Here is a 14892-nt window from a genome sequence, read left to right as displayed (position 1 = left end):
TATGTATCGTGTCCTCGCTTATACCTCTGCCCTTTCTCTCTTCTCCGGGCTTGTCCTGCTCTTGGTAGATCACAGGGTTTATAAGGTTCGGCAGATGCCAAAAGAACAAAAATACGCGAGGATCTTCGGATGGGCCCAGCTCTCCTTGGCAATCGTTAGTTTCCTGATGAGCCTGCTGATGCAATAAGAGTCTATCAACACGGGCGGGTGATGGTGTCGGCGGGTTGCGCATGGTATATTGAGTCTAGTACAAACTTCAGTAGGATGGAGAATCGGGATAGATGAAAGAACGCAAATACTCCGGCAACCGCTCGGACAAAAAGCAGCAGCCCCAATCGAAGCCGTCCATCGCTAAACGGGAGCAGGCCGATGAGGTACGATCGGGCGACCGCATTGTCGTAACGATCAAGCGGCTTGGCATTAACGGAGAAGGCGTCGGCTATTACCGGCGGAAGGCCGTATTCGTCGAAGGTGGAATTCCCGGCGAGGTCATTAAAGCGGAAGTTACCCGCGTTGAACATAAATATATCGCCGCCGCGATTCGGGAGATCGAAAAACGTTCTCCGCATCGGGTGGATGCGCCATGCCCAGTGTTTGGCATCTGCGGCGGCTGCCAGATCCAACATCTGTCCTACGAGGGGCAGTTAGCCGGCAAAGAGGAGATCATCCGCGAAGCGTTTGCGCGTTATGCCGGCCTGCAAGAGGTGCGCCTCAAACCGATGCTGGGCATGGATCACCCTTGGGGTTACCGTAACAAAGCGCAGCTACAATTAGGCATGGCCCAGGAAGGAATGATCGCCGGCTTGTATGCCGCCGACTCCCATAAGCTGATCGATATTACCGGCTGCCCGATCCAGCACCCGAAGGTAAACGAAGTAGTGGACAAGACGCGGAACGTGCTGCAACGACTAGGTATTCCGGTATACAAGGAGAAAGGCAATCAAGGCCTTGTCCGTACGATTGTCGTCCGTGTTGGCTTTCAATCCAACCAATTGCAGGTCACACTCGTGACCGCAAGCGACAAGCTGCCGCGCCGGGAGGAACTGGTCAAAGAGCTGCGGCTCGCTATGCCGGTGCTGACCAGTATTGCCATGAACGTAAACCCGAAAAACACCTCGCTCGTCTTTGGCAACCGGACGGAAATTCTGTGGGGAGCGGACGGTATACAGGAATCGCTGGGCGATCTGGAATTCACCTTATCCCCTCGCGCCTTCTTCCAGCTGAACCCGCTGCAGACGGTCAAGCTGTATGAATCTGTACGTGCGGCCGCTGGATTAACGAGCCGGGAAACGGTCGTCGACGCATACTGCGGCACCGGCACGATCGGCCTGTGGCTAGCGCCTTATGCCAAGGAAGTCCGCGGCATCGAATCGATTCCCGAGGCCGTGGAGGACGCCAAGGCGAACGCCGCCCGTAACGGACGGAATAACGCTGCGTTTTACTCCGGTTACGCCGAGGAGCTTCTCCCCCGCTGGGTGAAGTCCGGCTTCGCACCGGACGTGATTGTCGCCGACCCGCCGCGCACCGGGCTGGATCCCCGCTTCCTTGAAGCGGTACTGAAGACGAAACCCAAGCGCTTCGTCTACGTCTCCTGCAACCCGTCCACGCTGGCGAAGGATTGCAAGGCGCTCCTGGACGGCGGTTATGCGCTGGAGTGGGTACAGCCGGTGGACATGTTCCCGCAGACGGCCCATGTGGAGACGGTTGTTTTGATGTCAAAAAAATAAATGACGGAGGCATGAATGCATGCCGGAGGAGTTTATTAATTTAACGCAGGAGAACCTGGTTGATGAACATTTATGTTGCATCATAAGAAGTAAGAAGCCTCATCCAGGGGTTGAAGCGAAAAGAGCATGGCTTGCAGAGCAATTGAAGGAAGGTCATGTGTTTAGAAAGCTAAACGCGAAGGGCTGCTGTTTTATTGAGTACGCACCCTTAAAATCAGCGTGGACTCCCGTGGTAGGCAATAACTATTATTATATTTATTGCTTATGGGTCTCAGGTGATTATAAAGGAAAAGGTTACGCGAAAGCACTGATGGATGATTGCATTTTAGATGCAAAAGAAAAAGGGATGTCCGGTGTTTGTATGCTTGGCGCAAAAAAGCAGAAGAACTGGCTTTCCAATCAGTCTTTTGCTAAAAAGTACGGGTTTGAATCGGTGGACACTACAGAAGACGGGTATGAATTATTGGCACTTTCATTTGACGGGACCCTACCGAAGTTTACAGATAAAGCAAGAAAACAACAGATCGAGAACCAGGAACTGACGATTTATTACAGTATGCAGTGTCCGTTTATCCTTCAGAAGATTGAAGATATTAAGCAGTACTGTAGTGATCATAAGGTTTCAGCATCAATGATTCAGATCAACTCGCTGGAAAAAGCAAAAGAGTTACCCGGTGTTTTTAATAACTGGGGTGCATTTTACAAAGGGAAATTTGTTACCGTAAACCTGCTTGATGTGGGCACGCTAGAAAAGATATTGAAGAGCTGACCCAGCCGTTTAGCCATGATACACTACCATTCTTTCTGCGATTCCAATGGATGAATTGCCTCGGAGTAACGTAACCTTAAATACGCTTCCTCTAGCCGAACACAACGCGACCGATCGTTGGGTCCTCCCCATCCCTTCCACCTTCATGATTGACGAGTCCGGCGTCATCCTCCGCGTACGTGAACCCGGATTTTATGAAAGCGCTGGGACCCGGAGGAGATTTTAGATGAATTAAGGAAGCTGTAAACCAACTTCGCCCGGCTCAAGAAATACACCCGTCTGATCTTTGGTTCAGTCACACAGATCCATACTGCCAAAAGAGTTTTGGCTTTGGCCGATCCTCTTTAACAGTTTGGATCTTTTTCGTATTTGCGTCTCATGACAGGTGACGAGCATTGTAGTACAATGCAAATATTGAATTTTTGCAAAGGGGAATTATCTTGATAAAGAAAGAAGTCGCTTATATCCGCAAACAGTTCAAGTTGGATCACGAAAGACTTAGTATTTACGACATTCTTAACGTCTATATTATGAAGGAAACGAATGAAATCTATCATTTTGAACGCACGCCGTTTGAGCTCTTGGAACGGGAGAAGCAGGAGCTGCACATGGGCAATTTCAAGAAGCTGCTGGCCGGTGATTTGGATCAGAAGCTGTTCGAGTTAAAGTTCCAGGAGCAGCCGGAATCGGACAAGCCGTCGCAGACGCTTCTCCATCAAGCCCTGGTCACCGGGGATACCGAGGAATGGCATGATTTAATGCTTCTGCTCGTGGAGAAAATGCTGGAGGATACGAAGTATGAACGGGACACGGTGATCACCTTCGTTCGCGGACAATACTACAAGCCAACCAAGGAACGTAACGAGGAAGCCGAAGAGAGCGAAAACGATGAGATGTTCGCGAATCCGTTTATTTTATGCAGCATCAATTCCACGGAACCGCAGCGCAAAACACTCATGTTTGACTATGTCGAACGCGAGTTCAAATACAATGTCATCGTCGATCCGATCATCAAGCTGCGTTCGCCGGAGCAAGGCTTCTTCTACCCTAGCGTAACGGACGGTTTCTCCGATGTGAATCGGGTGCTGTATTGCGCGGGCAAAGTAAACGATCCGAATCAGCATTTTATCGATCAAGTCCTGAATGCCGAGAAGACGGTAACCGCGCTAGAGGAGAGAGCGATCTTCGAGGATATCGTCAAGGAAATTGCGGGCGATCAACTTGACGCCTCCACGATTGCGAGCGTATACGAGGAAATTCAGCAGGTCATCGAAACCCATGAAGAGGAAGAACCGCCGAAGCTGGATTATAAAGATGTAGAGCGCGTACTGACGGCCAGCGGCGTAGAGAACGTAACTACGGAAAGGGTTGAGCTTGCCTACCAAACGGTCATCGACGACAAGAATTATGAGATCAAAGCGAGCAGCGTCGTGCCGAAGTTCACTTCGAAATCGATCAAGATCGATACGAAGGTGGCTACGATTTCGGTTAGCCCGCAGGATTTAAGATACGTGAAACAAGTTAATTATCACGGTAAACGATGCATCTTGATCGAGGTGGACGAGGACGCAGTGATTGAGGGCTTTACGCTCAATACGGAAGAACTATAGGGGTTAAGCATCAATAACTCTAAGGAGGCTTCATGATGGATAATATATCGCCCGAACAACTTGAAGAACTGCTCCAAGTTTTAAAAGCCCGTTTCGAGAATAATATGACCCGCCATCCCGGGTTCGAATGGATTCATGTCCAAGCGAAGCTGAAGGCTCAGCCCAAGAAGTTATGGTCGCTCCATGAAATGGAACGAACCGGCGGCGAACCCGATGTGGTAGGTTATGACGGCGAAACCAGCGTATACCTGTTCGTCGACTGTTCCGCGGAAACGCCGAAAGGCCGGAGAAGCATTTGCTACGATCATGAAGCGCTGGAATTGAGAAAGCAGCATAAACCGGAAAACAGCGCGATGAATATGGCGAAAGCCATGGGCATTGAGCTGTTAACGGAAGAGCAATACCGGGGCCTTCAGAAGCTTGGAAATTTCGATACGAAAACATCGAGTTGGGTCCAAACGCCGGCCCCGATCCGTAAACTCGGCGGCGCCCTCTTCTGTGACCGCCGTTACGATACGGTGTTCGTCTACCATAACGGAGCAGAATCCTACTATGGTGTTAGGGGATTCCGCGGCTCGTTGAGGGTGTGAAGTTCACTGCGAAACTGGAAAGTCAACAAGAGGAGTCGAGCATCATGGGAGAATCCGACGTGACCGTACAACAATCAGGCAACGTCATCTGGCAGGAGAAATGCATAGAAATTTCAAGTGAACATTGTTCGATAGCACTTCACCCAGAACGTTTTTCAAAGACACCGAAGCTGTTGAGTGAACTGCGAAATCGAGGTGTAGATACGGTGGGACAGCTGCCGAGCACGCTGGAAGCGTTATTGAAACTTCCAGCCGTCGGTTCGGTCGCTATATCGAAGTTTCTCGTTCAGCTTGAAGATCTGCTCTCGTTAGGGGATCAGCCTTCGGGGGGAGCTCTGGACAGAATAGCGGAACGGCCACTCGTTCATCAAACCGGATATATCATCTGGCAGGGAGAACGGTTAAACATTGGGGAGCAAGCTTTCCTACTAGAGCTCGAGCCTTCAACGTTTACGAAGACACCAAAGCTCACGGAAAAACTGGAGCAACGGGGAATTCGGACGGTGGGGAATCTCCCGGCTTCATTTGAAGAGTTGCAGCAATATAAGAGCGTTGGTCACAAGATGGTGACGAAATTTTGGGAGCAGCTCAAACATGAGCTTGTATCCCACCGGCAGCACTATGAAAGAGAACAAGCGGCCCACCGAAGCGAACAAGCCCTGATGAGGTTAACGGAAGAAGAACGCGTCACGAAGATGCTCCGGCGACTAGAAGCAAAATGGGCCGATTGGACCGGGCCCGAAGCAGCGGAGCATTCAACCGACCGAGCGATCCAGATGTTATACTACCGCTGGAGAAACCAAACGGACGGCAAGATTGCCACGCTGGAGGAAACCGGAGCCGCGTTTGGAATCTCGCGGGAACGGGTCAGACAGATCATTGTGAGGAAGCTGAAACGTCTTCAAGCGGATGTATCGGATTTAACGCACATGCTGCAGGTAGCTTGCGGGGAGAGGCGTTATTTCTGCTATCCGTTTCATCCAGAATGTAATTTTGCCCATAGCGTTATCGAACAAGTCCTCTCTTTGAATCAACTCATTTATATCGAAGAGTTAACGTATTGGACAACGGACTCCCGCCACCAGATCGATTTAACTTTCAAGGAGATTATAGCGTGGTTGCAACGACGGTATACGGGTGTTGTCGTCACGTCTTCCATGCTAACGGACGATTGCAAGGAATATGGAGCCAACCACGCCCTTCCCGAGCAGGTCGTAATGCTCATAGCCAGGGATACTTTGAGGCAGGCTGGAACCTTTGGCTATATTCTCGCAAACAGCCGCAAATATGATATCGTCGAAATGGTGCTTCGAGCTTTTCCGGAAGGTGTGGAGGTTCATAAACATTCGACTCAGCTGTTGACAATGGCCAATGGACTATCGGGTGGCCAGTTTGAATCGGTACGTGAATTGCTCTCCGTATTGCAACGCGATGAGTTCAGGGCAACTGCATATTTGTGGAGTCGCTGCACATATATCCATCATAGCTATGTTCAGGTTGATTTAGTGCTCCTTCGGGAGATAATTGAACAGGTGAATGACCGGTTCAATAAGAGGAGTGCGCGCTCGATGCAGGACTTCTTCGCCATAGAATCCTTGAGGCTGCAGCAAGCAGGGATTCCCAATGAACAGGTGCTATATGGGGTGATCAGGCGGCATTGCTCTGATTTGATTGAACATTACAGCTTTCCGGTTATTTGGTTTAAGTGAAACTGACAGGAGAATCGAGATCGAGATGAATGAAGCTACTCACAAACTATTCGCGCTCATGAGCAGTTACCTGAACCATGCGCCCGATCTGATCCAATCGTCGGAAATCGCCGAGGTCATGCAAAGCGGCGTCACGGCCGAATACGCGTTTAAGCTTCTGCTTGCTGCCAAGTTTGGGCTGGATATCGCCGGCCATACCCAGGACAAGGCGACTTTCAACACGTATTTTCATCACATGATCCATCAGCTCAATCCGGACGATTACGCACAAGACCCTTATTATCGCAATATTCGGTTCCCTGAAGCGCGCATCGGCGCTAGCGAACTTAAATACGAGACCTACCAACCCTATGAAGGATTCGTCTGCAATGATATCCTGTTTACGCCGGACGGTAGTCAGATCCCGCAAATCGGATTTTTTACATCTGAATTTAGGTATCCGGCAGTGTTGGAACAAGGCCGCATCTGGATGACAATTACGCCTAATGAAATCGAAACGATGAAGGAACCCATAGCCGGAGCCTTCGGCCGCGTTCTCACGTTTGGGTTAGGTCTCGGTTATTATGCCTATATGGTGTCGGAAAAGGAAAACGTCGACAACGTCACGATTGTAGAGATCAACGAGGACGTCATTCATCTGTTTTCACAGTACATCCTGCCTCAATTCAGACATCGAGAGAAGATCCGCATCATCCATGCCGACGCTTTTGATTTCGCTCGCACTCTACTAGGGACGAACTCTTACGATTACGTGTTCACTGATTTATGGCATGACGTTTCCGACGGGATCGCCCTGTATCTTCAGATGAAGCAGGTCGAAAGCCAGCATCCGGGAACTCCGTTCTCATATTGGATCGAAAAGTCGATCCAATGTTATTTATAGGACAAAGAAGAGAGGCGCGATTGCGCCTCTCTTCTTCTATATTTATAAATTCAAGGCAACCTTCTCCTGCACTTCGCTCATCACGTCTTCGTAAGTGATATTCAAGGCGATGGCCATCTCATTGAACAGGATGTTCTGGATTCCGAGCAGCAGTTGGTTATCCTGGTTGCCCAGCTTCTTATGATTCAGCTCGGCCCATTGTTTCTTTCGCATCAACGTACTGACGACTTTCCTAATCTCTTTTCGGTCCCCCGTTTTAACGATCGCGGAATAGCGGTGATGCCGTTCATTATTGTTATCAATCCATGGAATGCCCGGTGCCTGAAATGAATCGATTAATGTCTTGGCTTCCTCAGGGCCCATCAATTTCTGCATCAGCACCGATGCATTATCGACCGGAGTGCTAATTTTCAAGGTCTCGTTGCTGAGCGGATGCAATTCATAATAAGACTTGGAAACACCGGCTAGCGATTTGACGCAAACCTCGTCGATGCGGCAGACGCCATGCACCGAATAAATGATCAAATCCCCCTCATGAAACATGGTCGTGATCCCGCCTCTCTATTTTGTCAACTAAGTTGACTATTCTCAATATACTCGTTTTTCGACAAAATGTCAACTTAATTGACAATATACGGTTGTCTTTGTATAGTGTAGGAGAAATAGGACCAGGAACGGAATGGAGGAGCAGAGTGTACCTTGAATTCGAGGAATTGAATCTGATCGACCTGTTAAGCGAACGTCATGTCCAGCTTCGCTCCATCTGCGAGCAGTTGTGGAACGAACGTCATGTTATCTACATTTCGAATTCAGAGTGGTTTATTATGGCAAGGATTTATAAAAGAACTCCGACCATCTCGCAGGTGACCAGGCAAGTCGATATTTCACGGCAGGCTACCCACAAATTCATCAAAAGTTTGGAATCAAAAGGGCTGGTCGAGATTACCAAAGCCCAGAACAATAATAAGGAGAAATGTCTCAGGTTAACGCCGTTAGGCGAGAGCAGTTATGAGAAGAACACCTTAATAAAGGCATCGCTGGAGCAAAGAATTTCGGATGCTCTCGGAGCCGAACAGGTCGCCTTGTTGAAAAAGCTGCTCCAAGCAGATTGGGAACTTTGAACGAGGCATGAGTACTATCAGGAAGGAGGGGGCGCCTCCCTCCTTCCTGATAGTTACCTCCCGATAAACCCGTTTTACCGAAATTCCTCGATGAACTTCTGGGCCGCACTCGTAAGCGGCATATTACGCATATTCATGATCCCTACTTGCGACGGCGGCAGCTCCACGTCCAGCCGGATTTCAAACAACGAGCCCTCTTCCAGCTCCTTCGACACGAATTCCCGAGCTACATACGACACTCCCAGCCCTTTGCGCGCCAATTCGATCAACAGGTCAACGCTGCCCACCTCGATTTCCGGCTTCAACTCGTACCCGTACTCCTGGAACAATTCGGTGATCGCCATGCGAGCCCGGCTATTCCGCGAGAACAAGACGAGCGGATGCTCCAGCAGTTCAGCCAGCGGGATGACTTTATCCTTGAGATCGGCGTACGCGCAACCGGCCACGAAGCAATCTTGCAGTTGAATCCCTTCTCGCACCTCGATATGGGAATCAACGATTGGCATCCGGGCGACGCCAAGGTCGATTTTCCCCTCCTTCAAGTAACCCATGATTTCCGGCGTCGTGCCGTGAAGCAGCTGAATCCCGACGTCCGGATAACGATGGTGAAATCCCTCTATATACGGTAGCAAGTAGTGCTTGAATAACGAGTCGCTGCCGCCAATCCGCAATACTCCGGTATCGAGGTTTTTGAGCTCCGCCATTTTTTTCTCCGCAAGGGAGATGAGGATCTGCGATTGCTCGATATAGGAGTATAAGAGCGCGCCTTCCTGCGTTAGCGACACCCCTTTGGAGTTTCGGTAGAACAACGTGAGACCAAAGCTTTCTTCCAACTGCTTGATAGCATGGCTGACGCTCGGTTGCGTCAGGAACAACGCATTAGCTGCCTGAGTCAGACTGCCGGTTTTAGCCGCCCAATAAAACACTTTATATAATTCATAATTGTTTGTCATAAATACAGTCTATAGCTCCTGTCAAATATATTAATTTCACCTATGACGATATTCGTATTATAGTGGAGTCAGTCAAAATAATCCATAGCTTAGAGATGGGATTTAGGCGGTTACCCCGGAATCAAAACGGAGGCGCCCTCCCATGAACACATAGATGAAAAGCTATGCCGAGAGGAGAGAACCTGGATGGATGCCAATACGTTTGTATTGTTTGGGGCAACCGGGGATTTAGCGAAACGCAAAATTTACCCTGCCCTGTTTAACTTGTTTTTGGATGGAAAGCTGCCGGATGTTTTTTCCGTGATCGGCTTGGGCCGCAGAGAATGGTCCGACGAGACTTTTAAGGCAAACATCGAGCGGTCTCTGCACAGCTTTTCCCGGCGGGAAGCCAGCAATGCGGAGGCTGTGAACCAATTCCTCAGCTTCTTCCGCTATCATGTGCTGAACGTCGACCGTAAGGAAGATTATCAGAGCCTGCTGCAACGAGTCGAAGAAGGCGAACGAACCGCAGGAATAGCTCCGAACCGGCTATTTTATTTGTCGGTAGGTCCAGAGCTGTTCGAAACGATCGCCTCCCATATTGAGGAAAGCGGGCTTGGCGATACGAAAGGCTGGAAACGTCTTGTGATCGAAAAACCGTTTGGCCGTGATTTGCAATCCGCCCGGGATTTCAACGCGCAGCTTAGCAAAGCTTTTACCGAAGAGGAAATATTCCGCATCGACCACTACCTCGGCAAGCCGATGGTACAGAAGCTCCAGCTTCTGCAACAGACGAATCCGGTGCTCCAAGCTTCCTGGAACAACCGTTATATCGCTAACGTGCAAATCACGGCCAGCGAAACGGTCGGCGTCGAAGAAAGAGCCGGTTATTACGACCATTCCGGGGCGTTACGCGACATGTTCCAAAATCATATGCTGCAATTGTTGATGATGTTAGCCGGACACCTGCCAAAAGGTGACGATTCGGAGCAAGTGCGCAATAAGAAGAAACACGTCATGCAATCCTTGGAGCCATTGCTGCGTCAAGACGTCGCAACCCAGGTTGTCCGCGGTCAATATAGAAGCGGGTCGATTCAAGGGAAGCCGGTTGTTGGCTACAAAGACGAAGCCGGAATCCCGCAGGATTCCCATAATGACACGTTTATCGCCGCTAAACTGCAAATCGAAGATGATTTCTGGCGGGGGATTCCGTTTTATATCCGCACCGGCAAACGCATGAAGGAGAAAGCGACGCGGATCGTCATCGAATTCCGGGAGCCGATTAAGCAAATCGCTGCGGCCAACAACAGCGCACCGAACTTGCTCGTGTTCGAAATCAGCCCGAATGAAGGCATTTACCTGCGCCTGAATACGGAAGGCGAAGCGCAGCAGCAGGATCTCACGAAGGTCCTGATCGGTTCTCACAAGAGCGGCAGCGAAGTTCCTGAAGCTTACGAGAACCTGATTTACGACGCACTCCGCGGCGATTCATCCTTCTTCGCCCATTGGGACGAAGTGGAGTTATCCTGGAAATGGGTGCAACCAATCCTGGACGCCTATGCGGCGAATGATGTTCCATTACATGCTTATCCTGCGGGCAGCTTTGGCCCGAAGGCCGCGCAGGAGCTGCTTGCCAAAGACGGCTTCGAGTGGTGGTTCGATCAAGAAAGCGAAGCTGCATCCGCAAAAGTTCAAACAGGTACACCGTCGGTACAGGAACCCATGTCCATCAAATAACGGGGGATGACCGAGCTTTTCGCCCCGATATCTCAAATCTATATTTTACAAATTGGAGGGATTTGCGATGAAGTTTTTTGTTGACACAGCCAATCTGGAAGACATTAAAAAAGCCCATAAAATCGGCGTCTTATCCGGGGTGACGACCAACCCTTCTCTGGTAGCCAAGGAAGGCGTCAAGTTTGAAGACCGCATCGCCGAAATCCTGCAAGCCGTTTCCGACGTGGAATCCGTTTCGGCTGAAGTGACGCCGGATGCGCTCACGGCTGAAGAGATGATTACCCAAGCGGACGAGTTGATCAAAATCAACAACCGTGACTCGCGCATCACGATCAAACTTCCGATGACGTTGGCAGGACTTGAAGCAACCAAGTACCTGGCTCAGAAAGGCGTCAAGACCAACGTTACCCTGATCTTCACGGTCAATCAGGCCTTGCTCGCCGCCCGCGCCGGCGCTACGTATGTATCGCCATTTCTCGGCCGCTTAGACGATATCTCCGAAGATGGCGTGCTTTTGGTCGCAAAAATAGCGGAGTTGTTCCGGGTTCATGGCTTGGACACGCAGATCATCGCAGCCTCCGTTCGTCACCCGGACCACGTCACCCGTGTGGCATTAGCTGGGGCACATATCGCCACGATTCCGTTTGGCGTCATCGAGCAACTGGCTAAACATCCGCTTACGGATCAAGGGCTGGAAAAGTTCGCTGCCGACTGGACGAAGTCCGTTAAATAAGAGATTCCTTATAAATACTAGGATAGGTTTGGAGGTAAATTCGAATGAAGAAACAACAAATCGGGGTCGTCGGCCTGGCCGTCATGGGCAAGAACCTCGCCTTAAATATTGAAAGCAATGGCTTCTCCGTTGCCTTGTACAACCGTTCGGCCGAGAAAACCAAAGAGCTGCTGGAGGAAGCGCCGGGCAAAAATTTCGTCGGCACCTACAGCATCGAGGAATTCGTACAGTCGCTCGAAACGCCGCGTAAAATATTGATTATGGTGAAGGCCGGTAAACCAACCGACGACACGATTAACCAGCTCGTCCCTTATCTCGAGAAGGGCGACATCTTGATCGACGGCGGAAACGCGCACTTCCCAGATACGCAGCGCAGAAACAAACTCCTGGAATCCCAAGGCTTCCGCTATATCGGCGCCGGCGTGTCCGGCGGTGAAGAAGGCGCGTTGAAAGGGCCGGCGATCATGCCTGGCGGACAACGGGATGCCTACGAGCTGGTTGAGCCCATTCTGACGGCCATCTCGGCCAAAGTCAACGGCGATCCCTGCTCCACCTACATCGGACCGGACGGTGCCGGTCACTACGTGAAGATGGTTCATAACGGGATCGAATACGGCGATATGCAGTTGATTGGCGAAGCCTACCAGCTGTTGAAGGACGTACTTGGACTTGGCGTGGACGAACTGCATGACATCTTCACCGAATGGAATAACGGCGAGCTGGACAGCTACCTGATCGAAATCACCGCCGATATCTTTGGTAAGAAAGATCCGACTACCGGGAAGCCGATGGTGGACGTCATTCTCGATGCCGCCGGCCAAAAAGGCACTGGCAAATGGACCAGTCAAAGCGCCCTTGATCTGGGCGTCCCTCTGTCGATCATCACGGAGTCGGTGTTCGCGCGCTTCATCTCCGCGATGAAGGCGGAACGCGTCGCTGCCAGCAAACGGTTAAGCGGCCCGGCCGCCACGCCATACGCCGGCGACAAGCAATCATTCATCGAAGCGGTGCGCAAGGCTTTGTACGCCAGTAAAATCGCCTCGTACGCCCAAGGTTTCGCACAAATGCGGCTGGCTTCCGAGGAATATGGCTGGGACCTGAACTACGGTGCCATCGCCATGATCTTCCGCGGCGGCTGCATCATCCGCGCCCGGTTCCTGCAGAACATCAAGGACGCATACGATCGTGATCCGGAGCTTAGAAACCTGCTGCTGGACGATTACTTTAAGGACGTCGTGGAGAACTACCAAGACGCTTGGAGACAAGTCATTGCTACCGCCGTTACCCGCGGCATTCCGGTTCCGGCCTTCTCCTCCGCTCTAGCGTATTACGACAGCTACCGCTCCGAGCGGTTGCCTGCCAATCTACTGCAAGCGCAACGCGATTACTTCGGCGCTCATACATTCGAACGCGTTGACCAGGAAGGAACGTTCCATTTTCAATGGTTTGATAAATAATCGAAACAATAAGAAGCCGCGAGGTTCCTCCTCGCGGCTTCTTATTGCGCGTTTCTTATGCGAAAGGAACACACCCGGGATAATCTGTTCCCACTTTTGTTAAATAAATCCCGGAGCTCCTGAATGACTTGTTCCTGCTTGTTCATCGCCTGTCCTCCCGCCCGTTGTTGCATTATCCCAATTATAATTCTGCGGTATGTTCCAATAGATGGGCCTCACATCTGAAAGGAGGAACTCGGCCGACCGATGTCGAAACCTACTCTAGCATACTAGACCTGAGGTGAATTCATCATGACGATCTTACAAAACGACTGGGCCCCGTTCCTGGAGCCCGAATTCGAGAAACCGTATTATGTACAACTCCAGCAATTCTTGGCGAACGAATATCGCACCAAAACGATCTATCCCGATATGTATGATCTGTTCAACGCACTGCATTATACCTCCTTCGCCGACACCAAAGTGGTGATCCTCGGCCAGGACCCTTACCACGGACCGGGACAGGCGCATGGGTTCAGCTTTTCCGTGAACCCGGGCGTTAAAACCCCGCCTTCCCTGCAAAACATGTTCAAAGAACTGCGGGACGATTTGGGTTGCCACATTCCCAACAACGGCTATCTGGTTCCATGGGCTAAGCAAGGGGTACTGCTGCTCAACACCGTGCTGACCGTGCAGGCCGATACTCCCAACTCTCATAAGGACAAGGGCTGGGAATCGTTCACCGACAAGGTGATCGAAACGTTAAACGAGAAGCATGATCCGGTCGTATTCCTGTTGTGGGGCAGCCATGCCCAGAAAAAAGAAGCGCTGATCACAAACCGCGAGCATCATTTGATCAAGTCGCCCCATCCCAGTCCGTTGTCCGCCCATCGGGGATTCTTGGGAAGCAAGCCCTTTTCGCGGGCCAATCAATTTTTGCGCTCCAAAGGATTGGCTGAAATCGATTGGCAGATTCCCGATTTGTGATCGGATCGCCATAGAAAGGCGATTCGCTTAACCTCAAACGATGCTGCTAACCAATCCCCCGTCGATCCGCAGGGCAGCCCCATTGATCGCCGAAGAAAGCGGACTACTGATATACTTCTCTAGCATCCGCTGCAAATACCCGCGAGCTAGCCGCACCCCGCTCATCACGTTGACTTCAAAGAATCGGAACCTTTCCTCATCGGGAATGTCGAAGAACTCGGCCGGTTCGAAGATGCCTAGATTATTGATCAAAATGTCCAGATTCGGGTGTTCTTCCATCACTTTACGGCAGCCTTCCTCCGTGCCGAGGTCGGCGGCCGCAGGCTTCAGGACGGCTTCCGGCTGCTGCGCCCGGATTTCCGCGATCGCCTGCTCGACCTTCTCCGCGTTCCGGCCATTGATGATCACCGTTACCCCTTCCGCTGCTAACGAGACGGCGATCGCTTTGCCGATGCCAGCCGTAGATCCGGTGACGAACGTGATTTTCCCTTTCAATTGCAAATCCATGTTGGATCCGCCCCATAACAACACTGATATTTTTGACCCGTTATGTTATTATGCACCCGATAACCCTAGAATTAACAGTACGCACTTTCCGGTAACCTAGGTATCCTGAGGTGCCTTAGAAATGCTGCGTTCGCGGAATGAGGAGAACTAG

The 14892-nt window shown here is 50.8% G+C and carries 14 protein-coding genes and 1 pseudogene; 12 read left to right on the top strand and 3 right to left on the bottom strand.

Features of this window, described 5'->3' with window-relative positions; all coding sequences use genetic code 11:
- Nucleotide 1 precedes the first annotated feature (1 nt).
- The 7 genes from M0651_RS02070 to M0651_RS02040 all read left to right on the top strand — a co-directional run bounded on the left by M0651_RS02070 (nucleotide 2) and on the right by M0651_RS02040 (nucleotide 7288).
- Nucleotides 2-187 carry a CLC_0170 family protein gene (locus M0651_RS02070; RefSeq protein ID WP_248550177.1) on the top strand — a complete coding sequence of 62 codons (186 nt, stop codon included), beginning with the start codon at nucleotides 2-4 and terminating at the stop codon, nucleotides 185-187.
- Nucleotides 188-281: 94 nt separating this feature from the next.
- Nucleotides 282-1727 carry a 23S rRNA (uracil(1939)-C(5))-methyltransferase RlmD gene (rlmD, locus tag M0651_RS02065; RefSeq protein WP_248550176.1) on the top strand — a complete coding sequence of 482 codons (1446 nt, stop codon included), beginning with the start codon at nucleotides 282-284 and terminating at the stop codon, nucleotides 1725-1727.
- Between the two features lie 19 nt (nucleotides 1728-1746).
- Entirely contained in the window at nucleotides 1747-2496 is a 750-nt protein-coding gene (locus M0651_RS02060; protein WP_248550175.1) for a GNAT family N-acetyltransferase, read from the top strand.
- Between the two features lie 440 nt (nucleotides 2497-2936).
- Nucleotides 2937-4106 (top strand): DUF4317 domain-containing protein, encoded by a 1170-nt coding sequence (locus M0651_RS02055; protein ID WP_248550174.1) that lies wholly within the window; start codon nucleotides 2937-2939, stop codon nucleotides 4104-4106.
- Nucleotides 4107-4141: 35 nt separating this feature from the next.
- Nucleotides 4142-4696, top strand: a complete 555-nt coding sequence (locus M0651_RS02050; protein ID WP_248550173.1) for a DUF4256 domain-containing protein — start codon at nucleotides 4142-4144, stop codon at nucleotides 4694-4696.
- A 44-nt stretch (nucleotides 4697-4740) separates the two neighbouring features.
- The gene (locus M0651_RS02045) at nucleotides 4741-6405 is read left to right on the top strand and encodes a sigma factor-like helix-turn-helix DNA-binding protein (RefSeq protein ID WP_248550172.1); all 1665 of its coding nucleotides are present in this window, start codon (nucleotides 4741-4743) and stop codon (nucleotides 6403-6405) included.
- Between the two features lie 25 nt (nucleotides 6406-6430).
- Complete coding sequence (locus M0651_RS02040; protein ID WP_248550171.1) at nucleotides 6431-7288, top strand: spermine/spermidine synthase domain-containing protein; 858 nt, start codon at nucleotides 6431-6433, stop codon at nucleotides 7286-7288.
- A gap of 42 nt (nucleotides 7289-7330) precedes the next feature.
- On the opposite strand, the gene M0651_RS02035 is transcribed toward M0651_RS02040, so the two are convergent.
- Nucleotides 7331-7831 (bottom strand): CarD family transcriptional regulator, encoded by a 501-nt coding sequence (locus M0651_RS02035; protein WP_248550170.1) that lies wholly within the window; start codon nucleotides 7829-7831, stop codon nucleotides 7331-7333.
- 149 nt (nucleotides 7832-7980) lie between these two features.
- Here M0651_RS02035 and M0651_RS02030 point away from each other — a divergent pair, with 149 nt between their 5' ends.
- Nucleotides 7981-8409 (top strand): MarR family winged helix-turn-helix transcriptional regulator, encoded by a 429-nt coding sequence (locus tag M0651_RS02030; RefSeq protein WP_248550169.1) that lies wholly within the window; start codon nucleotides 7981-7983, stop codon nucleotides 8407-8409.
- 74 nt (nucleotides 8410-8483) lie between these two features.
- On the opposite strand, the gene M0651_RS02025 is transcribed toward M0651_RS02030, so the two are convergent.
- Nucleotides 8484-9362, bottom strand: a complete 879-nt coding sequence (locus tag M0651_RS02025; protein WP_248550168.1) for a LysR family transcriptional regulator — start codon at nucleotides 9360-9362, stop codon at nucleotides 8484-8486.
- Nucleotides 9363-9548: 186 nt separating this feature from the next.
- Here M0651_RS02025 and zwf point away from each other — a divergent pair, with 186 nt between their 5' ends.
- The 4 genes from zwf (at nucleotide 9549) to M0651_RS02005 (ending at nucleotide 14234) form a co-directional block, all read left to right on the top strand.
- Nucleotides 9549-11078, top strand: a complete 1530-nt coding sequence (zwf, locus tag M0651_RS02020; RefSeq protein ID WP_248550167.1) for a glucose-6-phosphate dehydrogenase — start codon at nucleotides 9549-9551, stop codon at nucleotides 11076-11078.
- 67 nt (nucleotides 11079-11145) lie between these two features.
- Nucleotides 11146-11811, top strand: coding sequence for a fructose-6-phosphate aldolase (fsa, locus tag M0651_RS02015; protein WP_248550166.1), 666 nt, complete (start codon nucleotides 11146-11148; stop codon nucleotides 11809-11811).
- A 44-nt stretch (nucleotides 11812-11855) separates the two neighbouring features.
- Nucleotides 11856-13268 carry an NADP-dependent phosphogluconate dehydrogenase gene (gene gnd / locus M0651_RS02010; protein WP_248550165.1) on the top strand — a complete coding sequence of 471 codons (1413 nt, stop codon included), beginning with the start codon at nucleotides 11856-11858 and terminating at the stop codon, nucleotides 13266-13268.
- Between the two features lie 291 nt (nucleotides 13269-13559).
- A complete protein-coding gene (locus M0651_RS02005) occupies nucleotides 13560-14234 on the top strand; it encodes a uracil-DNA glycosylase (RefSeq protein WP_248550164.1) in 675 nt (224 codons plus the stop codon).
- Nucleotides 14235-14348: 114 nt separating this feature from the next.
- Here the strand turns inward: M0651_RS02005 and M0651_RS02000 are convergent.
- Nucleotides 14349-14741: pseudogene (locus tag M0651_RS02000) on the bottom strand (SDR family NAD(P)-dependent oxidoreductase); the annotation flags it as partial.
- Between the last annotated feature and the right edge of the window lie 151 nt (nucleotides 14742-14892).

It is taken from the genome of Paenibacillus mellifer (assembly GCF_023195895.1).
Taxonomy (GTDB): domain Bacteria; phylum Bacillota; class Bacilli; order Paenibacillales; family Paenibacillaceae; genus Fontibacillus; species Fontibacillus mellifer.
The sequence above is the reverse complement of the archived record's forward strand: the minus strand, read 5'-3'. Positions and strand labels throughout refer to the sequence as shown.